Here is a 23,883-nt window from a genome sequence, read left to right as displayed (position 1 = left end):
CCCCCCCCCCCCCCCGGGGCCGGGGGGGGGGGGGGGCCGCCCCCCCCCCCCCAGGGCCGCAAGGCGGCCTCACAAAGCTCAGCGCGCCGGCGCGAGCTTGCCTTTTTCATCGGAGAACACAATCTCGACCCGACGATTCTGCGCCCTGCCCCGCTCCGAGGCATTGGCCTCGATGGGGTACTGGTCGCCATAACCTTCCACCTGCAGGCGTTTTTCGTCGATACCCAGGTCCACCAGCATGTCAGCCACGGACTGTGCCCGATCACGCGACAGCTTGACGTTGTCCTCGGGGGCGCCGGTGCTGTCGGTATAACCCTCGATACGCACCACCCGGCGCGGGTTCAGTTGCAGGAACTGCACCAGCTTGAGCACGGTCCGGCTGGCGGAGTTCTTCAGGTCGGCGCTGCCGGTGTCGAACAGCACGTCACCCAACGTCATCACCAGGCCACGGTCAGCCTGTTCCGAGGCCAGCGCAGCAATCTGCGACTCAACCCACTTGCCCTGCTGTTGCACGCTGGCCAGCTTGGCCTCGCGCAAGGCCAACTGCAGGCGCTGACGCTCCAGATCGAGCTTGGCCTGGCGCTCCTGGCTCAACGCCAGCTTGGCATGCTCGCTGGCGATCTCGCTATAGCGCTGGCTGAGGTAAGCGTAATGGCGCACATCGGAACCGGTGCCGATGTAGCTGGACAGCCGCTCGGCGCGCGCCAGCGACTCGCCTGCGCGGATCACGTCACGCGGCGCACTGCGCAGCACATCGGAATCATCCTTGACCTTCTGGAAAGCAGCCGTGGCGTCATCGAGCGCGGCGCTGCTGCGCTGGCTGGCGCAACCCTGCAAACCGGCCGTTAACGCCAGCAACACCAACGCAGCCAAAGGGGTACGACCATTCATGGCTGCACCTCCAGTTGCTTGCGCAGGCGCTTGACCCGCGTCTGCAGCAACTGCAGCTGCTCTTCACTCTTCTGGTTCAGCACCTGGGCCTCGGCCAGGCGCGCATCCAGCTCGGCCTGCTCGGCGCGCATGCGCGCATCGCGGTAGTCTTCAGTCAGCATGTTGCTTTTGGCCCGGGCCAGCTTGTCTTCCGCCAGCTTCAGCGTTTCGACCTGTTCGGTGGCACCGACTGCCCTGGCCTGTTCCAGTGCCTGTTCGGAAATGCGCATCTGCTCGACAGGGGCCGGGTCATTGGCGCAGCCAGCCAGGCCGAGCGCGGCCAGGGCAAGGATTAGTGGTTGGGTTCTCACGCAATCTTCCTAGTGTTTGGGGGCGTCCGCCGGTACCTGCAACTGCGCTTTCCAGCGCTCGACATTACGTTGCAGCACCGCCTCTGACGCGCCGGAGATCGGCAATTCTGTCAGTTTTTTCGCCAATTGCCCACGCAACCAGCTGTCATTGCAGGCGGAGTTGTGCGATAGCGCCAGGTACAGGCCCGGGCGATCCACCGGCAGGCCGCGGGCGATCAGGTCATTGCTCATGCCCAGGCTCTGCGCCATGGCCATACCGGAATAGCGGCCTGCCAGCACATAATCCACCTGGCCGAGCACCAGTTTCTGGAACGCCTGGGTCAGGTTTTGCGCGGGCACCAGCTTGAGCTGGGCCTTGGCGAAGGCGGTAAAGGCCGGGGTCAGCCGTGCACGCTCGGACAAGCTGCCCTGGTACCGGGCCAGGTCTGCCGGGCCGTCGAAGGTCAACTCGGCATCGTGACGGGTCCACACCAGGTATTCATTGAGTTGCAACGGCGGATGGATGTAATCCAGCGCAGTCAGTTGCTCTACCTGCATGGGGGTGTCGAGCAGCAGGTCCATGCGCCCGCTGCGCACTTCTTCCAGCGCCTGGTCGCGACGGCCGGCATTCAGCACTTCCACCTTCACACCCAACTCGCCAGCCACCTGGCGCAACAGGTCGACGTTGGCGCCGATCAGGTGTTTCGGGTCTTTCGGGTCTTGCCACGAATAAGGCGGCGCATCGGGGCTGCCGGTGGCCACCAGGCGCTCGCATTTGCCTGCGGCCATGGCCAGTGGTGGCATCAACAGTGCCACACATGCCAGCACCCTGCCCGTTCCGCTCAACGTCATCCCTCGCTCCTTAACCCATAAAAAAACCCGGCCCCCTGTACGAGGGCCGGGTTCTTTATAAGTGAAGCAGGCGGATCAGACCAGCTTTTCCAGCTCCGGAACCGCTTCGAACAGGTCAGCGACCAGGCCGTAGTCGGCTACCTGGAAGATCGGCGCTTCTTCGTCCTTGTTGATCGCAACGATCACCTTGGAGTCTTTCATGCCGGCCAGGTGCTGGATCGCGCCGGAGATACCGACGGCGATGTACAGCTGTGGCGCAACGATCTTGCCGGTCTGGCCGACCTGCATGTCGTTCGGCACGAAACCGGCGTCGACGGCGGCACGCGAGGCACCCACCGCAGCACCGAGCTTGTCGGCCAGGCTGTACAGGTGCTTGAAGTTGTCACCGTTGCCCATGCCACGGCCGCCAGACACGACGATCTTGGCAGCGGTCAGCTCAGGGCGGTCGGACTTGGCCAGCTCTTCGCCGACGAAGGCCGAGATGCCGGCGTTGTGGGCAGCGCCAACAGCTTCAACGGCAGCCGAGCCACCTTCGGCAGCGACCGGGTCGAAACCGGTGGTACGCACGGTGATGACCTTGACCGCAGCGCTCGACTGCACGGTGGCAATGGCGTTACCGGCGTAGATCGGGCGCTTGAAGGTGTCGGCGGACTCGACCGAGATGATCTCGGAGATCTGGTCCACGTCCAGCAGCGCGGCAACGCGCGGCAGGATGTTCTTGCCGTTGGTGGTGGCCGGGGCCAGCACGTGGCTGTAACCGCTTGCCAGCTCTTTGATCAGCGGCGCGACGTTCTCTGGCAGCACGTGGGCGTAGGCGGCGTTATCGGCAACCAGTACCTTGGCCACGCCAGCGATCTTGGCAGCGGATTCGGCAACGCCGCCCACGTTCTGGCCAGCGACCAGCACGTGCACATCACCACCGATCTTGGCGGCAGCGGCGACAGTGTTCAGGGTGGCCGGGGCTACGGCACCGTTTTCGTATTCAGCGACAACCAGGATAGTCATTTAGATTACCTTCGCTTCGTTCTTCAGCTTCTCGACCAGTTCGACCACCGATTTGACCTTGATGCCTGCGCTGCGGGCAGCCGGGGCTTCAACCTTCAGGGTCTTGTTGGTGGAGGCGAGGGAAACGCCCAGCGCGTCTGGAGTAACGGTCTCCAGCGGCTTCTTCTTGGCCTTCATGATGTTCGGCAGCGACGCGTAGCGTGGCTCGTTCAGGCGCAGGTCGGTAGTGACGATGGCAGGCAGGTTCAGTGCCACAGTCTGCAGGCCGCCGTCGATTTCACGGGTGACGTTCAGCTTGTCGCCAGCCACTTCCACCTTGGAGGCGAAGGTGCCCTGGGCATAGCCGGTCAGCGCAGCCAGCATCTGGCCGGTCTGGTTGTTGTCGCTGTCGATGGCCTGCTTGCCGAGGATGACCAGCTGCGGCTGCTCCTTGTCGACAACGGCTTTCAGCGCCTTGGCCACGGCCAGGGAGTTCAGTTCATCGGCGGCTTCGACCAGGATGGCACGGTCGGCACCCAGGGCCAGGGCGGTACGCAGTTGCTCCTGGGCAGTGGTCGGGCCGACGGAAACCACGACGATCTCGGTGGCCACGCCTTTTTCCTTCAGGCGGACGGCTTCCTCGACGGCGATTTCGCAGAAGGGGTTCATGGACATCTTGACGTTAGCAAGGTCGACGCCGGAGTTGTCCGCTTTGACGCGAACCTTGACGTTGTAGTCGACCACTCGTTTGACAGCTACAAGAACCTTCATGGATTCCTCGTTACTCTCCGGTGAATAGATAGTCGCCTGGGGCAGAGCCCAGCGATGCGCGTGGGTACAAGGGCACCTCTAAAAACGTATCGGGAGGCAGTATCTTCACTGTGACCGAACAGTCTTGTCCGGACTCTTGCGACAAATACTCACGGGTCATTTCCTGTCGTGGCGTGTAAACTCCACTACAAACCGGCCTAAGCCCGCAAAACCCTGCTCCACACCTGGTCTTTAGAGGTGTACCTGCGCCCGGCTGCAAGCCTACGGCGAACGTAAAACCGCTCGTATCTTGACCGTAACACCCAATCCGGTCAATACGGCAAATCGGTCACCCTCCAGCCGCGTTCCTGTGATTTTACTGGCCTGCGGCAAATTCAAACAAACGTTTGTATTGGACCCGCCAAGTGGTGTAGATATAATGCGCGGCCAAGACAAAACGGTGTAGTCCGTCATTTGCGCAGCTACAGTTTCGCTCCCGTGATGAGCCACTGTGCGCAAGCACCCATAAGACAAAGCAACAGCACGAGCCTTGATGAGTAGGAGAGAACCTGTGGAACGCGAATACATGGAATTCGACGTGGTCATCGTCGGCGCCGGCCCGGCGGGCCTGTCCGCCGCCTGCCGCCTGAAGCAGAAGGCCGCCGAAGCCGGTAGCGAAATCAGCGTCTGCGTGGTGGAAAAAGGCTCTGAAGTCGGCGCTCACATCCTCTCCGGCGCGGTGTTCGAGCCCCGCGCCCTGAACGAGCTGTTCCCTGACTGGAAAGAACTCGGCGCACCGCTGAACACCGAAGTGAAGCGCGACGACATCTACGTGCTCAAGGATGCCGGCAGCGCCACCAAGGTGCCTGACCTGTTCGTGCCCAAGACCATGCACAACCATGGCAACTACATCATCTCGTTGGGCAACCTGTGCCGCTGGCTGGCCCAGCAGGCCGAAAACCTGGGCGTGGAAGTCTACCCGGGCTTCGCCGCCCAGGAAGCGCTGTTCGATGAAAACGGCGTGGTGCGCGGTATCGTCACCGGCGACATGGGTGTGGACCGTGAAGGCAACCCGAAAGACGGCATGTACACCCCGGGCATGGAGCTGCGTGGCAAGTACACCCTGTTCGCCGAAGGCTGCCGTGGCCATATCGGCAAGCAGTTGATCAAGCGCTTCAACCTCGATAACGAGTCCGACGTCCAGCACTACGGCATCGGCCTGAAGGAAATCTGGGAAATCGACCCGGCCAAGCACGAGCAAGGCCTGGTGGTGCACACCGCTGGCTGGCCGCTCGACGTAATGGCCAAGGACAACACCGGTGGTTCGTTCCTCTACCACCTTGAAAACAACCAGGTGGTGGTCGGCCTGATCGTCGACCTGTCCTACGCCAACCCGTACCTGTCGCCGTTCGACGAGTTCCAGCGCCTCAAGCACCACCCGGTGATCAGCCAATACCTCGAAGGCGGCAAGCGCATCAGCTACGGCGCCCGCGCCCTGGCCAAGGGTGGCATCAACTCGCTGCCGAAAATGGTCTTCAATGGCGGTGCACTGATCGGTTGCGACCTGGGCACCATGAACGTGGCCAAGATCAAGGGCAGCCACACCGCGATGAAGTCCGGCATGCTTGCCGCCGACGCGGTAGCCGATGCCCTGATCGCCGGCAGCGAAGGCGGTGACCAGCTGAATGGCTACGTCAGCGCCTTCAAGGCCAGCTGGCTGTACGAAGAACTGTTCGCCAGCCGCAATTTCGGCCCGGCCATGCACAAGTTCGGCCCGCTGCTGGGCGCGGCGTTCAACTATGTCGACCAGAACTGGTTCGGCGGCAAGCTGCCGTTCACCCTGCACGACACCAAGCCGGACTATGCCTGCCTGAAGCTGGCGGCCGACTCGCAGAAGATCGACTACCCGAAACCGGACGGCAAGCTCAGCTTCGACAAGCTCAGCTCGGTATTCCTCTCCAGCACCAACCACGAAGAGGAACAACCCTGCCACCTGAAGCTGACCGACCCCAACGTGCCGATCGCCAGCAACCTGCCGCTGTACGACGAGCCGGCCCAGCGTTACTGCCCGGCGGGCGTGTACGAAGTGGTCACCCAGGAAGACGGCAACAAGCGCTTCCAGATCAACGCGCAGAACTGCGTGCACTGCAAGACCTGCGACATCAAGGACCCGGCCCAGAACATCACCTGGGTTACCCCTGAAGGCGCGGGTGGGCCGAACTACCCGAACATGTAAGGCCCTGCCTTGCGATAACAAAAAGCCCCCGGTTCTCACGAGCCGGGGGCTTTTTGTTGGCCATGTGCGGTCGTTGTAGGAGCGGCCTTGTGTCGCGATCGGGCCGCATAGCGGCCCCCAGCAATTTGTGCCGGGGCCAAGATCCTGGGGCTGCTGCGCAGCCCGATCGCGACACAAGGCCGCTCCTACAAAGGCGGCGTCGTGCGGAAACCGGGACCGCTACATGTTCATTTGTCACCACACATGACCGGCATCGGCTCCGCGGCGAACGCCAATGGCTCACGACGCCCGAAATACAAGGCCGTCAGCAGCCCCACCGCCCCCATGATCAGACAAAACCCGACACACACCCACGGGCTCCACGGCATCAGCGCAATCAGTGCCAGCGGCGTGGTACTGGCCCACAGCGCGTAGGCCACGTTGTAGGTAAAGGAAATGCCCGACACACGGATCTCGGCCGGGAACAGGCCGACCATCACCGACGGTACCACCCCCACCACGCCGCAGCTCAACCCCGCCAGCGCGTAGGCCAGCCAGGTCATGCCCCACTGCCCCACCAGGCTGGCGTACAACGCGCCGACTCCCAGTGGCAGCAACAGGCTGTAGAGCATCAGCGCACGCCAGGCGCCCACACGGTCGACCAGCAGCCCGGCCAGCACGCAGCCAATGTTGAGGAAGACGATACCCACACTACTCAGGGCAAAGGTGTGCCCGGCAGTCATACCGAAGCGCTGTTGCATCACCGTCGGGGTGATCACCACCAGCACTACTACCGCCGACGTCAGCACACACGTCAGCAGCGCGGCCGGGATCAAGGCCCGGCGGTGCTCGCCGAGCACACGCCGTAGCGGAAACGTCACGGGTTGCTCCTGACGCGCGCGCAGGGCCAGGAACACGGGTGTTTCGCTCAGCCAGCGGCGCAACCACACACCAATCACTCCAAACACCCCTCCCAGCAGGAACGGGTAGCGCCAGGCGTAGTCGAGGATTTCCTGCGGGCTGAACAGCTGCGCCAGCAGGGTCGCGGTCAACGCCCCCAGCAAATAGCCAAAGGTCAGCCCGGCCTGCAGAAAGCCAAGGGCATAGCCACGCCGCCCGCTGGGTGCGTGCTCGGCGACGAAGGTCCAGGCACTCGGCACTTCACCGCCCACGGCAGCACCCTGCAGGATGCGCAGGGCCAGCAGGATCAGCGGCGCAGCGTAGCCAATGTCGGCGTAGGTCGGCATCACCCCGATCAGCAGGCACGGCAGGGCCATCATCAGGATGCTCAGGCTGAACACCCGCTTGCGCCCGAGGTGGTCGGCAAAGTGCGCCATCAGGATGCCGCCCAGTGGCCGCGCCAGGTAACCGGTGACGAAAATGCCGAAGCTTTGCAGCAAGCGCAGCCATTCGGGCATTTCGGGCGGGAAGAACAGCTGGCTGAGGGTCAGCGCAAAGAATACGAAAATGATGAAGTCGTAGATTTCCAGCGCGCCGCCCAACGCCGCCAGGCCCAAGGTCCGGTGGTCGCCGCGGCTGAACCGGGGCGGGCGAGCGGTATCGATGGCAGTCATGGCAGGGTCCGCAAATCGGCAAAGGGCAAGAGCATAACAAATAGCGGCCCGGTTGCCCTGCCTACAGCGGCGCTAGCGGTGGAACACGGTACGGGCGAAGTTGGCTCGTGGCCGCGGCCGCGCCGCATTGGCCGCCAGGGTGCCCGGCAGCGGCAACTTGCCGACCAGCAGCGGCGCGTCGATGATCGCCATGAACGACTCCAGCGCCTCGTTATCGGGCGCCTGAGGCAGGCTCAGGCTGACCGCCTGGCGCTCGGCCTGCGACACTGCAGGTACTTTCAACTGGGCTGAGTGGTAAAGCAGGGCGTGCTGGATCTGCGAACTGACACGGCAAAAGCGCTCCAGGTCGACCCCGGCATGGCTGGCCAGCTCGATATTGCCCAGCAACAGGTGGAAAGGCTGCAAGGCGCACTGCACCAGACGCTGCAACTCCTCGAAGCTGTCCACGGGGGCTATCCGGTAATAGCCCAGGCCATTGAGCAGCCGCTCCAGCTGCAGGCGCTGGCACGGGTGTGCGTCGGCGATGAGGATGCGCAGGGTCTTGTTTGCCATGGTCGGACCTGGGCAGTTGGGTAATGGGTGCATTCCATGACCTACTGCGCCAGTAACGGCTACTGCCAAGCTTACCCCCGGCAGCGGTCTTCTTTGATAGAAGTCGGAAAAACCGCATAAATCAAGTGATTGGCTGACGGAATTTACATTCACCTTCACGCCAGCAGTCGCCCCTGCAGACAACTCCCGCACTAAACCCAGCCACTCGCGTTTCGTATGAAAAGAGGCCCATGCCCCAAGGCATCGCTTCATACATTCGCGGAGAACCCAGATGTTTCGCCCTGCCCTAGCCTTTTTTGCCCTGACCCTGTCCAGCGTCGCATGGTCCGCCGAGCACTGTTCGGTGGACATCCACAGTACCGATCAGATGACCTACGACCTGAAGACCATCAACGTACCGCAGACCTGTCAACGCTTCACGGTGAACCTCCAGCACACCGGCACGCTGCCCAAAAACATCATGGGTCACAACTGGGTGCTGGCCAAAAAGGAAGACATCAAAGGCGTGACCACCGATGGCGCTGCGGCAGGCGAAGCCGATAACTACATCCAGCCCGGAGACAAGCGAGTACTCGCCCATACCCGACTGATCGGTGGTGGTGAAAAGGATTCGGTCACCTTCGACACCCGGGCGTTGCAGGCAGGCCAGGCATACGAGTTCTTCTGCTCCTATCCTTTCCACGCAACCATGATGAAGGGTGCCCTGACACTGGGTACTTCTTCCGCCGACTGAAGCTGGCGGCAAGTGGGCCGCGCGCCAGAAATGCGCTCAGGCTTCGGCCCACTCCCGCATGCGCAGGCGGCAATGTTTCATGGCGTTGACGATGTGCTTTTCCACCATGGCCCTGGACAGCCCGAGACGCGCGGCGATCTCGCCATGCGAAAGACCTTCGAGCTTGCGCAGCAGAAAGCACTGCTGGCAGGTTTCGCTCAATTCCGCCACCGCTCGTTGCAGCAACGCCAGGCGCTCTTCCTCCCGGCAGGCCCCATGTACTGGCGCGACGAAGAATCGCTCGTCGGTTTCCAGTACTTCCAGGGGTTCGACGCGACGCAACTGGTTGCGCCGATGGCCATCGGTGACCAGGTTCAGGGCAGTGCGATAAAGGAAAGCGCGCGGATGGGAAATCTGCGTGCCGTCACACCGTTCGAGTATCCGCAGATAGGCTTCCTGAGCAATATCCTCGGCAGCATGCTGGCTACCAAGGCGCGAACGGAGGTAGCCCACCAGTTCGCGGTAATAATGCTCGAGCAGTACACCCGAAGATGGCATCGAAGCGCTTTCCCTGTAGTCCGATGATGATAGAAACCCGATAGAGGCCAGGTAATGGCACTGCTGACCCATAAAATATAATAATTCTCATCAAGCTTAAAGACGTTGTTACATTTCCCGCGCTTGGTGCGGGTGTTCCCAGCTAAATCCGCGCTTATCGCTTTCGTTTAATCGGCAGCCTCCCTAGCTGATCCCTGGTGACAGCGGCCCTCTAATGGTCGGAATCCTGCATGATCCCACAACGCCTTACCCGTCGTGCCGTAACCCTCGTACTGTGCCTGGTCCCGGTGGCCGCATTCGCTGCCTGGCAATTATTGCCCGCCGAGGCCGATCAGCGGCCTTTCGTGAGCGTCAGTCGGGGCAACATCGAATCCAGCGTCACCGCCCTGGGTACCCTGCAGCCCCGTCAGTACGTGGATGTCGGCGCGCAGGCCTCCGGGCAGATCCGCACCTTGCATGTAGAGGTGGGTGACACCGTCAAGCAGGGTCAGCTGCTGGTAGAAATTGACCCTGCGACACAGCAGGCCCAGCTGGATGCCGAGCGCTATGCCATTGAAACCCTGAAAGCGCAGGTCAAGGAGCAGCGCGCCGAGCATGTTCTGGCCGAGCAGCAGTTGCGTCGCCAGCAACGGATGGCCAGCGACGGCGCCACGCGTGAAGAGGATGTGCAGACGGCCCAGGCCAAGGTACTGACAACCCAGGCGCGTATCGATATGTATCAGGCGCAGATCCTCCAGGCACAGGCCACCTTGCGTAGTGCAGAGGCCGAGCTTGGCTACACGCGCATCTATGCCCCGATCAGCGGCACAGTGGTGGCTGTCGATGCACGACAGGGGCAGACCTTGAACGCGCAGCAGCGCACTCCGCTGATCTTGCGGATCGCCAAACTGTCGCCGATGACGGTCTGGGCCGAGGTCTCGGAAGCCGACATCGGCCAGGTCAGGATCGGCATGCAGGCTTACTTCACCACCCTGGGCAGCGGTGGCAGGCGCTGGACCAGCACCGTCAGGCAGATTCTGCCAATTCCGCCAAAACCGCTGGATCAGCTCAGCCAAGGTGGTGGCAGCCCGGTCGCTGCCAGCGGTGCAAGCGGCAACGGGACCGGACGCGTGGTGCTCTACACCGTGCTGCTGGACGTCGAGAACGATGACAACGCACTGATGGCGGACATGACCGCACAAGTATTCTTCGTCGCCGGCGCCGCCAAGGATGTACTGACCGTACCCATCGCCGCGCTTCAAGGACGCGCCCAGGGCGAAGGGCTGCAGACAGCCCATGTCCTGACCGGCAAGGGCGACGTTCAGACGCGCCAGGTACGCACCGGGCTCAGCGATCGCCTGCGCGTGCAGGTACTGGACGGGCTGGCCGAGGGTGACAAGTTGCTGATCGGCCCTGTCGGCGGCGAGGGCTGACATGAGTACTCCGCTGATAGAGCTGGCAGGCATCTGCAAATCCTACGGTGGCGGCGACAGCCCACAGGTCGATGTGCTGCGCGGCATCGACCTGCAGATTCATGCCGGGGAGTTCATCGCGATTGTTGGTACCTCGGGCTCTGGCAAGTCGACCCTGATGAACATCCTCGGTTGCCTCGACCGCCCAAGCAGCGGGCAATATCGCTTTGCCGGCCAGGATGTTGCCGGCCTGAACAATGACGAACTGGCCTGGTTGCGCCGCGAAGCGTTCGGCTTCGTGTTTCAGGGCTATCACCTGATCCCTTCCGCCTCGGCCCAGGAGAACGTTGAAATGCCGGCGATCTACGCCGGGACCGGCGCCGCCCCGCGCGCCGAAAGGGCACAGGCCCTGCTGCAGCGCCTTGGCCTGGGAGACCGCACGGGCAATCGCCCGCGTCAGCTTTCCGGCGGCCAGCAACAACGGGTGTCCATCGCCCGGGCATTGATGAACGGCGGCCACATCATCCTCGCGGACGAGCCCACCGGCGCGCTGGACAGCCACAGTGGCACCGAGGTCATGCGTTTGCTGGATGAGCTGGCCGAGCAGGGCCATGTAGTGATCCTGATCACCCACGATCGTGATGTGGCCGCTCGTGCGCAGCGCATCATCGAGATCCGCGATGGCGAAGTGATCAGCGACAGTGGGGCCGGACAGCCACCGCCACAAGGGCGCCCGGGCGCGCTGCAGGCAGATGACCTTGCCCGGCGCCTGGTCCGCGCCGACAGCCAGGGCAGCCCCTGGCTGGGCGAGACCCGCGACGCCCTGCAGGCCGCCTGGCGGGTCATGTGGAGTAACCGTACGCGCACCGCGCTGACCCTGCTGGGGATCATCATCGGTGTCGCGTCGGTTGTCGTGATGCTGGCGGTGGGTGAAGGCAGCAAGCGCCAGGTCATGGCCCAGATGGGCGCGTTCGGTTCGAACATCATATTCATGAATGGTGCCCCCCCGGCACCGCGCGCGCCGCCCGGCGACGTTCGCCTCAGCGACGTGCAGGCACTGGCCGAGCTACCCCAGGTGAAGTCGATCATGCCGGCAATGACGGTGGAGGCGCAGGTGCGCTTCGGCAATCGCGACCTGGAATCGACCATTGGTGGCTATACACCGGTGTTCCCGAGCCTGATGAGCTGGCCCGTCAGCGAAGGCAGTTTCTTTACCGACAACGACCTGGCAACCGCGGCGACCGTGGCGGTGATCGGCTCGGAAGTGCGCAAGAAGCTGTTCGTCGACGGCCAGGACCCGATCGGCCAGTACATCCTTATCGAGAACGTGCCTTTCCAGGTCATCGGCGTGCTCGCCAGCAAAGGCTCCAGCGGCGCCAACCAGCGCAACGACCTGCGCATCGCCGTCCCGTACTCAGCAACCTCCATACGCCTGTCCGGCACGCAACACCCGGAATACGTGATTATCGGCGCCGCCGACAGCACGCAGGTGCATGAAACCGAACGGGCGATCCGCCAACTGATGCTGAGATTGCACGGTGGCATCGAAGACTTCGAGATCGACAACAGCGCGGCGATGATCCAGGCCGAAGCAGCGACGCGCAACGGGCTGTCCCTGATGCTTGGCGCCATTGCCGCCATTTCTCTACTGGTCGGCGGGATCGGCGTGATGAACGTGATGCTCATGACCGTTCGCGAGCGCACCCGCGAGATCGGCATCCGCATTGCCACCGGCGCCCGCCAGCGCGACATCCTGCGCCAGTTCCTGACCGAGGCCGTGGTGCTGTCGTTGGCCGGCGGCCTGATCGGCGTCTGCCTGGCACTTCTTATCGGCATGGCGCTCAGCCTGGCCCAGGTGGCCGTAGCGTTTTCCGCCCTGGCGATCGTGGGGGCCTTTGCCTGCTCGGTAGCCACTGGCGTCATCTTCGGCTTTATGCCCGCGCGCAAGGCCGCCGCCCTCGACCCTGTCGCCGCCCTGACCAGTGAATGACCATGACCAGATCCCCGCTTTTTCTGCTGCCGCTGCTGACCTTGCTAGGCGCCTGCAGCCATACCCCTGCGCCATTGGACAGCGGCATCGCTGCGCCCGCCAGTTGGCAAGGCCCGACTGGCGATACGGCTACCTCGGCGCAATGGTGGACAACCTTCAACAGCGCGCAATTGAGCCAACTGATCGAGCAGGCGCGCCAAGGCAGCCATGACCTGCGTGCTGCCGTGGCCAGGGTCCGGCAGGCACGGGCCGACCTGCGGATTGCCGGTGGCCCATTGCTACCGCGCCTCGACGCCAGTGCCGACGCCTATCACCAGCGGTTGCTGCGAGGCCAGGGTTACAGCGAACAGGACGCCTCGAGCAGCGAGCGGACCTACCGTTACTTCAACACTGCGCTGACCACCAGTTACGAGCTGGACTTCTGGGGTAAGAATGCCGCTGCGCGTGACAGTGCTCGCCTTGGCCTGCAAGCCACTGCACTGGATCGTGACACGCTGGAGCTGAGCCTGACGAGCAGTGTTGCCGATTCCTATCTGGGCACCCTCGCCGCTCGCGAGCAGGCGCGCATCGCCACGCTTAACCTGGATAACGCCGAGAAGATCCTGAACCTGGTGCGCACACGCGTCCAGGCCGGGTCATCCACTGCCCTGGAACTGGCCCAGCAAGAGAGCCTGGTGGCCAGCCAGCGACGCCAGTTGCCGCTGTACCAACAACAGGCCCGCGATGCGCAGATCACATTGGCGATCTTGCTAGGCGTACCCGTGCAGACACTGGAGCTTGCCGATCAGCCTTTCGAACAACTGAGCGGCCCGAGCATTGCCGCCGGCATTCCCAGCCAGCTGCTGAGCCGCCGCCCGGACATCGCCAGCGCAGAGGCACGCCTGGCCGCGGCTCAGGCAGATGTCCGCGTTGCGCGCGCGGCCCTGTTTCCCACCGTGAGCCTCACGGCCAGCCTGGCCTCCGGCGACAGAAAAGCCATCGACCTGCTGCACAATCCGGCGCTCAACCTTGGTGCCGGCCTGACTGCCCCCATTTTCAACAATGGCGCATTGCGTGCCGAGCGTGATCGCGCCATCGCGCGCCAGGATGAGTTGCTGGAGGCCTATCGCGGTGTTCTGATCACCAGCTTCGGAGAAGTCGAGAAGGCGCTGAACAGCGTCGACGGCCTGGACCGCCAGACACACTGGCAGAATGAAGAACTTGCCCAGGCACAGCGCGCCTTCGATCTGGCCGAGAACCGCTATCGGGCCGGAGCCGAAGACCTGCTCAGTGTGCTGGAAGCGCAACGCAGCCTGTTCACCGCGCAGGCCGAGCGGGTACGGCTGCGCCAGGCGCGATTGCAGGCAAGTGTTGCGCTGTACAAGGCACTGGGCGGGGGCTGGACGGCGGCGGGCACAGTGGTGACGGCAAGGTAGCCTGATGATGGCCGGCGAGCACCGGCGCAGCCGGTGCCATGTACCGCAATGCCCGCACCTCATACTGCGTGCGCTACAAACCATCCCGTCGTGGGCCCGGTGCCAGATGGCGGGCATACCAGGGCCGCTGTGGAACCCTGCCGGACAGACGATCGCCATCTTCCTCAGGGCTGAAGATGACTTGCAAGGCCAGTTTCATGGTCTCGATGTCCAGTTTGCCGGTACCGCCACCATTCCCCAATCCCCAGGCACCACAACCATCACGGGTAGGCCCCAGCCATGGCTCGGCCACACGCACCCAGCGCCCCGGCGCAAACCACGGCACACCATCGATCATGCGCCGCTTCACCTCACCCGGGTGCGCCTGCTGGTGGGCCAGGTACCAATCGTCAAGGCGGTCGTCGATCCAGCCATGAAAGGCCCAGAACACCGGGTTTGCATGAGAGGAAAACGGGTCGCCAAGGAAGTCGTTGTCGGCGCGGAACCAGCGTTCGGCAAAGTCATAGTTGCGGCGCCCGTATGGCATCGGGTAACCCGAGTTGGGATCTCGCCCCAGGGATGCCCAGCGCATGTGCAGCCAGTCGTGAATTCCCAACTCGATGCGTGAACCCAATTCCCCCAGGCACAAGGTGCTGAGGTATTGCGGATCATGCAACTGGGCTTCCCACAACTGGAAGTTGGCGTGCAACCCCTGGCTGCTCTTGACGTAGTACAGCCACTGGCTGAAAGCATCATCGCCAGCCGCCTGCCAGTTGGGCGGGACGCTGTAGCCGTCGCGATTATCGAGGTAATCGTAGAACGCCTGGGCGCCATGCCCGAGCGATGGACGTGCCGCAGGCAAGCTGACCCAGGAGCGCAGGTCCTGGACTTCACGTACGCCATGCAGCATGTGCCGATGCATGAACAGAAAATCCTCGCCGGAGCCGTTGCGGTGGCGATCATGCCCGCGGGCGTTGCGCTCCTTGCCCAACGGGCCAACCTGCCACCCCAGCGCACGCACCATCTGCCGCCGGGATTCATCGATGCGGTGCCAACGATCGCGGCTGGCATGCCACAGCTGATGATAGTAACGGCGCTGTGGTGAAATCAGGTCTTCGTGCAGGGCGGACACGAACGGCAGCCGCTCACGCGCCAACACGAAAGGCCGGCGAACGGCGACAAAGCCCGCCTGCGCACCTGAATGCCCTGCCTGGGTGCCTGCCAGGCGGACTTGCCCACTCAAGGTCGCACTGCCGCCACCCTCGCTCCAGTCAACCCAGATCTCATCCAGCACGGCATCGCAGTCATAAGCCACGCCAGAGCCAGCAACCATCTTCAGTTGTACCTTCGGCAGCCGGTCGGCAGCCAACGGCCCGTAAACCTGCAAACCCTGGCCGCCATACGGCGCAGTGCCCAGGTAGCCGCGCAGGGCACGCCCCCCCTGGCCTACGTCGAGCAGCAATTGCTGCGGCCGGGCCAGTTCGGCCAGCCCGGGATGATCGCTGGTCAGCCGCCAGTCCCAGATCCCGACCAGGCGCTCACCCAGCAGCGCATTGGGCAAGTCATCGACCGGCACAGCAGGCTCGTCACTGCTCAGCTCCGCTTCCTCGGCCCGCTGCCACTCCTGCCGTGCGTAATAGCCAGCAGGCAGTACTACACCGGCGGCCACCAGGCCAGCCAGGATCTTTCGACGTGACACCTTCATCCACTGTACTCATGACGTGACTCCTGCTGCGAAAACGAATGGTTGAGGGAGCGATTTAGAGGGTTGCTAAATTCTCTTGGCCTCGGCTCGTTTCACCCAGCAAGTTCGAACGGCATGGGGCCGTCGTGCAGGCGGTCGAGTACGCAATGAAGAAACAGGCTTTTTTTTCGCGCAGATGGCCATGGGTTCTGGCACTTCTGCTCTTGCTCCTGGCGGCCGCAGGTGCCTGGTGGTATTGGTTCTATCTGGCCAAACACCCTTACGGCCGGGAAATCGAACAACGGGCCAACGCCCTGCAAGCGCGCATTCCGGCCCTGGATGCACACCTTGACGTGCCGCTTAGCTATGGCACTGATGGCGAGGAACCAAACCGTGACGGCCCCACCCAGTTCGACTTGGTAAAAGCCGCCAAGGGCCGCCTGAGCGGCGCCTCGATCGCGATCTGGTCATGGCCGGAGTTCTGGAGCGGGCCCAATTGGCCGCACCGCCCCACACCCGGGTTCGAAGCCGCGATGGCCAATGAACTGGAAGTGCGCTACCGGATCATCACCAGCATCGCCAGGGATTTCCCTGCCCAGGCCGGCATCGCCTACACCCCGGCCGACTTCCGCCGCCTGGTCAGCGAAGGCAAGTTCGCCATCATCATCAGCATGCTCAACGCAGCGCCCCTGGGCGACGACATCGACAAGCTGGACCACTGGGCGGCACGCGGCATGCGGGTATTCGGGCCGGGCTACGTCGGCAACAACAGCTGGGTCGATTCGGCGCGCCCCCTGCCCTTCCTCGGTGATTCGGTCGACCCGCTGGGCGGGCTTTCCGACATCGGTCGCCGCGCCATCACCCGGCTCAACGACCTCGGCGTGGTTATCGACGTGTCGCAGATGTCCAGCCAGGCCCTGACCCAGGTCACCCAGCTGAGCCGGGCACCGGTCATGGCCTCGCACACCGGCGTGCAGGGCCTGATGGACATTCGTCGCAACCTCAGCGATGCGGACCTGGCACACATCAAGGCCACCGACGGGCTGGTCAACATCGTTGCCTACTCCCACTACCTCAAGCCGTTCTCGCGCCCGACCATCGACAAGATGAACGCCTTGCGAGCCAAGCATGGCTTGCCTGACGTACAGAACCAGACCCAGATGGGCACCACCACCGACCCGGTGTTCTCGATCTGGTCGGAGAAGAAGTTCGGTGAATACCTCACGCCGTTCTACGACATCCTCGGCGCCGAGCCCGAAGCGACCCTGGCCGACTATGTCGACTCGATCGATTACGCGGTGAAAAAGATCGGTATCGACCATGTCGGCATCAGCTCCGACTTCAACGACGGCGGCGGTGTGGCCGGCTGGGAAGATGTCAGCCAGAGCCGCAACGTCACCGCTGAACTGATGCAGCGCGGCTATTCCGACGAAGACATCGCCAAGCTCTGGGGCGCCAACTTCCTGCGTGTGTGGGAAGCCGCCCAGAAAGCCGCCAGACCGGCTCCTCCTGTTGCCCACAACCCGTAAGGAACTCCATGAAACGGCTGACTTCACTGATTGCCCTCGGTTGTCTCTCGCTGTCGTTCGACGCCCTCGCTGCCGACCCGACTGCACCAGGCAAGGTCTTCAAGGACTGCAAGGATTGCCCGGAAATGGTCGTGCTGCCCGCTGGCAGCTACGTAATGGGCACCCCCGATGACGAACTGGGCAAACAGGACGATGAAGGTCCTTTGCACACGGTGACATTCGCCAAGGCCTTCGCCATGAGTCGCTTCCATGTGACCGCCGGGCAGTGGCAAGCCTATGCCAGGGAAACCCACACCGTACTGCCCGATGGCGACGACCGCCCGGGGCGCCTGTGCAGGAACGGCAAGCCCAGCTACCCGCAAGGCCCCACCCAGCCGGCAGTGTGCATGACCTGGGATGAAGCGCGCGGCTACATCGCATGGCTCGCGAAGAAGACCGGCAAGCCCTACCGCATGGTCAGCGAGTCCGAACGCGAATACGCCGGCCGCGCCGGCTCCACCGGCCCCTTCCCGTTCCCCTTCGACCAGGAAGGCGAGTACCAGATCAGCAAGCATGCCAACACCTACGGGCCACGTGATGGGTTTACCCATACGGCGCCGGTCGGCAGCTTCCCTGCCAACGCATTCGGCATGTACGACATGCATGGCAACGTCTACGAGTGGGTCGAGGACTGCTGGCATACCGATTATGTCGGCGCGCCCACCGACGGCAGCGCCTGGACCACAGGTGGCACCTGCACGCACCGGCAGATCCGCGGCAACGACTACCTGGAGCCCCCCATTTTCTCCCGCTCGGGCAACCGCAACGAGCGCGAACCCGACGTGCGCGGTGACTGGCTGGGCTTCCGCGTAGCCCGCGCCCTCCAGGATGGCGAACACAACTGACAACCCACAAGGAAAGTGACCATGCCCACTTTGAGCAGACGCCGTTTCGTAGCCGCGGCCACCTTCACCGGCCTGGCACCCGCCCTGCCCGCCTGGGCGGCTGGCGCCACCAGCGCAGCGCCAGCGGACGACGGCATCATCCGCCTGGACTATAACGAGAGCCCCTACGGCCCCTGCCCTGCGGCACTCGAAGCGATGCTGCTGGGTGCACGGCAAAGCGGGCATTATTTTCCGGAACATGAATATCGCCTGGCAGAGCTGTTCGCTCGGCAGAACCAGGTTGCCGAAGACCATGTGGCGGTTTTCTGCGGCTCTCGTTCGCCGCTGCAGTACGCCCTGGCTCGCCACGCCGACCAGCGTGGCGTGGTCACCGCCGCGCCAACCTACGACTCGGTGGCCAACGGCGCGCGGGCCGTCGGCGCGACCGTGCATGAGGTGCCACTGGATGCCCGCCACGCTCATGACGTACGCGGCATGCTGGCCGCCGACCCGCAGCCCGGGGTGTTGTACCTGTGCAACCCGAACAACCCCACTGGCACGCTGACGCCACGCGCCGACATCGAGCACCTGGTCAGCCACAAGCCGGCAGGCAGCCTGGCAATCATCGATGAAGCCTACATTCACTTTTCAGACGCACCTTCCTGCCTGGATCTGGCAGTCAGTCACGACAATGTCCTGGTGTTGAGGACGTTCTCCAAACTCTACGGCATGGCCGGTGCCCGTCTGGGGCTGGCGATCGGCAAACCGGCGCTGCTCGCCGACCTGCAACGCCTGAACGGCTACAACTTCGTGCCGCTCGCCGCCGCCATGGGCGGTATCGCCAGCCTGCAACAGGAAAACCTGGTCAGCGAACGCAAACGCATCAATAGGGGTGTTCTGCTGAGCACTACCGACACCCTGCGAAAGGCCGGTTACCGCTGCACCGATGCACAGGCGAACTGTTTCATGGTCGACCTCGGCCGGCCGGCCAAAGCGGTGATCGAAGCACTTGCGCAACGCCAGGTTCGGGTCGGCCGGGTGTTCGAAGCATGGCCGCAGTGGATGCGCGTCAGTGTCGGCACGCCGGAGCAGATGCAGGCCTTCCTGAAGGCGTTCCTTGAAGTCATGCACGGCTGAAGCCAGCCACCTAAATCCACCCGTTGCGGCTTCGTTTCACACCTATCCAACAGCAGCGCACGCAAGGCGCTGCCCCCCCGCCAGCGTCGGCTGACCTATTCAGGAGCACATCATGTCCCAGCCCACCCGCGGCGCCGTGCAGGACCTCTTGGCCCTGCTCAAGCCGTTCAAGTATACCGTCGCGCTATCCGTCTTCCTGGGCATGGTCGGCGGCCTGAGCATCACCTTGCTGCTAGCCACCATCAACCGTGCCCTGCACGACGACACCGGCCTGACCCAAGGCGTGGTCTGGGGTTTCGCCGGCCTTTGCCTGGTGGCCCTGGCCAGCTCGGTACTTTCCGACATCGGTAGCAACCGGGTCGGCCAGAACATTATCGCCGCCTTGCGAAAGGAGCTGGGCGAGAAGGTGCTGTCGGCGCCCATCGAACAGATCGAGCGTTATCGCAGCCATCGACTGATCCCGGTGCTGACGCACGACGTGGACACCATCAGCGATTTCGCTTTCGCCTTCGCGCCACTGGCGATTGCCCTGACCGTTACCATTGGCTGCCTGGGATACCTGGCAATGCTGTCCTGGCCAATGTTCCTGCTGATGCTGGCAGCCATTGCACTCGGTACCGTCGTGCAGTACATCGCCCGGGCCAAGGGTATTCGAGGGTTCGTCGCGGCACGGGATGCCGAAGATGAACTGCAGCGGCACTACAATGCGATCGCCGGCGGCGCCAAGGAGTTGCGTATCCACCGCGCTCGCCGCCAGCGCATGTTCAGCCGCAACATCCAGGGCACGGCCGACCAGATACGCGACATCCAGATCCGTTCCATCAATACCTTCGTCATCGCCAAGACCTTCGGCTCGATGCTGTTCTTCGTGGTCATCGGCCTGGCGCTTGCCCTGCAATCCTTGTGGCCTAGCAGCGACAGGGCAGTGATGAGCGGATTCGTGCTGGTGCTGCTGTACATGAAGGGCCCGCTCGAGTATCTGGTGGGGACTTTGCCCATCGTCAGCCGCGCCCAGATCGCCTTCCGCCGAATTGCCGAGCTGTCCGAGCAGTTCTCCTCTCCCGAACCGCACCTGCTGCTCGAAGACAAGGCCAGCCAGCTTCCCGCCTTGTGCACCTTGGAGCTGCATGACGTGCGCTTTGCCTTCCCTCCGGTCGACGGCAATGCGCCGTTTACCCTAGGGCCGGTGAACCTGCAGATCAGCCAGGGCGACATCGTTTTCATCGTCGGCGAGAACGGCTGTGGCAAAACTACCCTGATCAAGCTGCTGCTAGGTCTGTATCCGCCGCAAAAAGGCGAGATACGGATCAACGATCAGGCCATCACCGCGCTGAACCGCGATGATTATCGTCAGCTTTTCACCACCATCTTTTCCGATTACTACCTGTTCGAGGACCCCTTCCTGGGGGCCCAGCAGGTGCCGGAAAGCGCCGAGGTCTACCTCAAGCGGCTGGAAATCGCCCACAAGGTCAGCGTCCGCGACGGCAGCTTCACCACCACCGACCTTTCGACCGGGCAACGCAAGCGCCTTGCGCTGATCAATGCCTGGCTCGAAGAGCGCCCGGTGCTGGTGTTCGATGAATGGGCTGCGGACCAGGACCCGACATTCCGACGCATCTTTTACACCGAGCTGCTCCCTGAACTGAAGCGCCTGGGCAAGACAATCATCGTCATCAGCCATGATGACCGCTACTTCGACGTCGCCGACCAGCTGGTGCGCATGGAGGCCGGGAAAGTGGTAGTCGAGGCGTGCGTCGCCTGATGCAATGAAAGCGAAATATTTGCATTCCGGTTTATGACCCGCCGTGCGTCATACCCGTAGTCAACATAAAAAACAGATCTGCCCAGCCTACTCATTCAACATTCACCACGAGCACCGAAATGCCCACTCACCTTCGTTTGAATCATTTGACCCGGGCGCTTGGCCTTCGAAGCGCTATCAACGTACAACTGCCGGCACTGGCATTGAGCCTGGCTCTGCCCTTGGCCGCCCACGCGCAAGATCAGCAACTGGCCTTGGACATCCCCGCGCAACCATTGAGTTCGGCGCTGCAGAAATTTGCCGAACAGACTGACGTGCAAGTGTTGTATGAGCCTGATGCCGTGCAGAACCTGCGCTCGGGTGCGTTGAACGGTCGCTACAAACTGGATGAATCGGTACGTATCCTGCTCAGGGAGAGCGGTCTGCGCTATCAGTTGCGCGACAACACCCTGACCTTGCAGGCGTCCAATGAGAGCGACAGTGCAATGCTCCTCGATGCCACAAACATCCAGTCCGCGGCCCTGGGTGCTACTACCGAAAACACGGGCTCATACACCACAGGTGTGACCAGCACAGCCACCAGGCTGGGGCTGTCGCCACGCGAGACGCCGCAGTCGGTTAGCGTCGTCACCCGCCAGCAGATGAACGACCAGAACATGCAGTCCCTGGAAGACGTGGCCATGGCCGCGACAGGGATCAATACCGTCAAGGGTTTCGGTACCGAGCGTCCACTGTATTACTCACGAGGATTTCAGGTGGACGACCTGCAGGTCGACGGCCTGCCGACCAGCGTGACCGAAAGCTTCTCGATGGACGTCATGTCCGTGAACAACATGGCCATGTACGATCGGGTCGAGATCGTGCGCGGCGCCAATGGTCTGCTGCAGGGTGCGGGCAACCCATCGGCGGCCATCAACATGGTGCGCAAGCGGCCTACCCGGGACTATCAGCTCAAGGCCGAGATAGGCGCAGGTTCATGGGATAACTACCGAACCCAGCTGGATGTTGGCGGCCCGTTGAATGCCGAAGGGACCCTGCGCGGTCGAACGGTACTGATGTACAACAACCGCAATAGCTACCAGGACTACGCTGGCAAGGAAAACCAGCTGTTCTATGTAATCGGGGAAGCGGATCTGAGCGACTCGACCACCTTGACCGTCGGTGGATCGCTGCAGCAGGACAACAACAACGGCTATGACTGGGGTGGGCTGCCGACACACAAGGACGGCAGCTTCTACGACTTTTCCCGCTCGACGTCCCTGGCTGGCAAATGGGCCTATCTGGACAAGCTGAACCGCAACGTCTTCGCCGATATCAAGCACGCCTTCAACGAAGACTGGAACCTGACCGTCGCGACAAATCTCATCTGGTCCAATGCGGACTTTCTGGCACAGGTCGGCTATCACACCGCCGACAGCGACTCGATGATGCAGTTCTACCCCAACAGCGCCAGATACGATGATGAGCAGATCAACCTGGACGCAGCGCTGAACGGCGCGTTCAACCTGATGGGCCAGAAGCATGAAGTGGTCGTGGGGACGAGCATGCGCCGCGATCGCCTGCAATACGTGACTGGCTCGCCTGCCATCTACCCCACGGTGGACGTCCTCGACTTCGACGCTTCGCAGTTTCCCAAACCGGAAATTGTCGGCGATCTCACACCAAGCCGCCATGTGCGCAAGGACAAAGGGATTTACGCGGCTACCCGCCTCAATCCTACCGACGACCTCCACGTGATCCTCGGCAGCCGCTTGAGCTGGGTCGATTACGATACCCAAGGGCCATGGGAAACCGACCGCTTCAAGGAAGACCGCAAGGTCATTCCGTACGGCGGCATCGTTTATGACCTCACTGATCAGACCTCGGTCTACGCCAGTTACACCGAAATCTACAAACTGCAAAGCAACTACAGTGTCGACAACAAGCTGCTCGCCCCCACGACGGGTAGCAACTACGAGATCGGCCTGAAGAGCGAGCTGTTCGACGGCAGGCTCAACACCTCCCTGGCGCTGTTCCAGGTCGATCTGACGGGTCTGCCCCAGGTCGTTCCCGAGGCAGGCCGTGTGTGTGGACCGAACCGCGACGCGCGCTGCTATACCGAAGGTGCCAAAGTGCGCAACCAAGGTTTCGATGCTGAAGTATCGGGCGAGCTCATGCCAGGGTGGAATGCCTCGATGGGTTACACCTACAGCCATCCCAAGTACGTTGCCGGGGCCAGCAAGGGCGACACCTACGGCACCGAAAACTCGCCTCAGCGACTGTTCAAGGCGGCTACCACCTATCAGCTGCCGGGTGAGCTAGACCAATGGCGGGTGGGTACCAGCATCTATCACCAGAGCAAGCTGTACCTGAACAACATTACCCAGAGCGCTTACAACCTGGTCGATCTCAATGCGAATTTCCGCGTCAACCAGAATGTCAGCGTCCAGTTGAACCTCAACAACGTGTTTGACGAGAAGTACTACACAGCCATCTTCAGCCCTGACACCGGTAACTACTACGGCGCCCCGCGCAATTTCGCGCTTACCCTGCGCTACGAAAACTGATCTGCCCTGCGTCAGCCATCTGTGAGCCCGGGCTCACAGGTGGCTGACGCCTTGCCCTTCTCCTTTGAACACCACCTCACCCGTCGATTCAGCAGGCCCCTGTGCAAGCGGGCTTGCCCTACGCCCCTGACTGACCAATGCTCACTGCCAGGCCAGTCCGGGCTGATGAT

The 23,883-nt window shown here is 62.7% G+C and carries 19 protein-coding genes; 10 read left to right on the top strand and 9 right to left on the bottom strand.

The annotated features are described in order from the left end of the window. Positions 1-78 precede the first annotated feature (78 nt). The 5 genes from IAE39_RS15730 to IAE39_RS15710 form a co-directional block, all read right to left on the bottom strand. Positions 79-891 carry an OmpA family protein gene (locus tag IAE39_RS15730; RefSeq protein ID WP_201203946.1) on the bottom strand — a complete coding sequence of 271 codons (813 nt, stop codon included), beginning with the start codon at positions 889-891 and terminating at the stop codon, positions 79-81. Further along, positions 888-1,241, bottom strand: a complete 354-nt coding sequence (locus tag IAE39_RS15725) for a DUF4398 domain-containing protein (protein WP_201203945.1) — start codon at positions 1,239-1,241, stop codon at positions 888-890. The genes IAE39_RS15730 and IAE39_RS15725 overlap by 4 nt, the downstream gene beginning before the upstream one ends. Positions 1,242-1,250: 9 nt before the next feature. Further along, positions 1,251-2,072, bottom strand: a complete 822-nt coding sequence (locus IAE39_RS15720; protein WP_201203944.1) for a substrate-binding periplasmic protein — start codon at positions 2,070-2,072, stop codon at positions 1,251-1,253. A gap of 75 nt (positions 2,073-2,147) precedes the next feature. Next, on the bottom strand, positions 2,148-3,077 hold the full coding sequence (locus IAE39_RS15715) for an electron transfer flavoprotein subunit alpha/FixB family protein (protein ID WP_201203943.1): 930 nt from the start codon (positions 3,075-3,077) through the stop codon (positions 2,148-2,150). Continuing rightward, positions 3,078-3,827, bottom strand: a complete 750-nt coding sequence (locus tag IAE39_RS15710; RefSeq protein WP_201203942.1) for an electron transfer flavoprotein subunit beta/FixA family protein — start codon at positions 3,825-3,827, stop codon at positions 3,078-3,080. A 532-nt stretch (positions 3,828-4,359) separates the two neighbouring features. Between IAE39_RS15710 and IAE39_RS15705 the strand changes: the two genes are divergently transcribed. After that, a complete protein-coding gene (locus IAE39_RS15705; RefSeq protein ID WP_201203941.1) occupies positions 4,360-6,042 on the top strand; it encodes an electron transfer flavoprotein-ubiquinone oxidoreductase in 1,683 nt (560 codons plus the stop codon). 227 nt (positions 6,043-6,269) lie between these two features. On the opposite strand, the gene IAE39_RS15700 is transcribed toward IAE39_RS15705, so the two are convergent. After that, a complete protein-coding gene (locus IAE39_RS15700) occupies positions 6,270-7,595 on the bottom strand; it encodes an MFS transporter (protein WP_201203940.1) in 1,326 nt (441 codons plus the stop codon). Between the two features lie 72 nt (positions 7,596-7,667). Continuing rightward, positions 7,668-8,147, bottom strand: coding sequence for a histidine kinase (locus IAE39_RS15695; protein WP_201203939.1), 480 nt, complete (start codon positions 8,145-8,147; stop codon positions 7,668-7,670). A 271-nt stretch (positions 8,148-8,418) separates the two neighbouring features. On the opposite strand from IAE39_RS15695, the gene azu reads away from it, so the two are divergent. After that, positions 8,419-8,880, top strand: coding sequence for an azurin (gene azu / locus IAE39_RS15690; protein ID WP_201203937.1), 462 nt, complete (start codon positions 8,419-8,421; stop codon positions 8,878-8,880). A gap of 36 nt (positions 8,881-8,916) precedes the next feature. Here the strand turns inward: azu and IAE39_RS15685 are convergent, their stop codons facing one another. Further along, positions 8,917-9,417 (bottom strand): sigma-70 family RNA polymerase sigma factor, encoded by a 501-nt coding sequence (locus tag IAE39_RS15685; RefSeq protein WP_201203935.1) that lies wholly within the window; start codon positions 9,415-9,417, stop codon positions 8,917-8,919. 230 nt (positions 9,418-9,647) lie between these two features. On the opposite strand from IAE39_RS15685, the gene IAE39_RS15680 reads away from it, so the two are divergent. From IAE39_RS15680 to IAE39_RS15670, 3 genes are read left to right on the top strand one after another with little or no spacing between them, the layout of a single operon-like run. Beyond that, a complete protein-coding gene (locus IAE39_RS15680) occupies positions 9,648-10,829 on the top strand; it encodes an efflux RND transporter periplasmic adaptor subunit (RefSeq protein WP_201203932.1) in 1,182 nt (393 codons plus the stop codon). A 1-nt stretch (position 10,830) separates the two neighbouring features. Then, positions 10,831-12,798, top strand: a complete 1,968-nt coding sequence (locus tag IAE39_RS15675; protein ID WP_201203931.1) for a MacB family efflux pump subunit — start codon at positions 10,831-10,833, stop codon at positions 12,796-12,798. Next, entirely contained in the window at positions 12,795-14,213 is a 1,419-nt protein-coding gene (locus IAE39_RS15670) for an efflux transporter outer membrane subunit (protein ID WP_201203930.1), read from the top strand. Before IAE39_RS15675 ends, IAE39_RS15670 begins: the two co-directional genes overlap by 4 nt. A 73-nt stretch (positions 14,214-14,286) precedes the next feature. On the opposite strand, the gene pvdP is transcribed toward IAE39_RS15670, so the two are convergent. Continuing rightward, entirely contained in the window at positions 14,287-15,897 is a 1,611-nt protein-coding gene (gene pvdP / locus IAE39_RS15665; protein WP_201203928.1) for a pyoverdine maturation tyrosinase PvdP, read from the bottom strand. Positions 15,898-16,043: 146 nt separating this feature from the next. Between pvdP and IAE39_RS15660 the strand changes: the two genes are divergently transcribed. The 5 genes from IAE39_RS15660 (at position 16,044) to IAE39_RS15640 (ending at position 23,713) form a co-directional block, all read left to right on the top strand. Then, complete coding sequence (locus IAE39_RS15660) at positions 16,044-17,405, top strand: dipeptidase (RefSeq protein WP_201203926.1); 1,362 nt, start codon at positions 16,044-16,046, stop codon at positions 17,403-17,405. Positions 17,406-17,413: 8 nt separating this feature from the next. Then, positions 17,414-18,289 carry a dihydropyoverdine dehydrogenase gene (gene pvdO / locus IAE39_RS15655; protein WP_201203925.1) on the top strand — a complete coding sequence of 292 codons (876 nt, stop codon included), beginning with the start codon at positions 17,414-17,416 and terminating at the stop codon, positions 18,287-18,289. A gap of 21 nt (positions 18,290-18,310) precedes the next feature. Continuing rightward, positions 18,311-19,405 (top strand): pyoverdine biosynthesis transaminase PtaA, encoded by a 1,095-nt coding sequence (gene ptaA / locus IAE39_RS15650; protein WP_201203924.1) that lies wholly within the window; start codon positions 18,311-18,313, stop codon positions 19,403-19,405. A 112-nt stretch (positions 19,406-19,517) separates the two neighbouring features. Continuing rightward, positions 19,518-21,167, top strand: a complete 1,650-nt coding sequence (locus IAE39_RS15645) for a cyclic peptide export ABC transporter (protein ID WP_201203921.1) — start codon at positions 19,518-19,520, stop codon at positions 21,165-21,167. A gap of 119 nt (positions 21,168-21,286) precedes the next feature. Beyond that, positions 21,287-23,713 (top strand): TonB-dependent siderophore receptor, encoded by a 2,427-nt coding sequence (locus IAE39_RS15640; RefSeq protein ID WP_201203920.1) that lies wholly within the window; start codon positions 21,287-21,289, stop codon positions 23,711-23,713. The last annotated feature ends 170 nt before the right edge of the window (positions 23,714-23,883 follow it).

Origin of the sequence: Pseudomonas sp. S37, assembly GCF_016658545.1 — a bacterium.
Classification (GTDB): Bacteria; Pseudomonadota; Gammaproteobacteria; order Pseudomonadales; family Pseudomonadaceae; genus Aquipseudomonas.
Note: the sequence above shows the minus strand (reverse complement) of the source record. Positions and strands in the feature narration are given on the sequence as shown.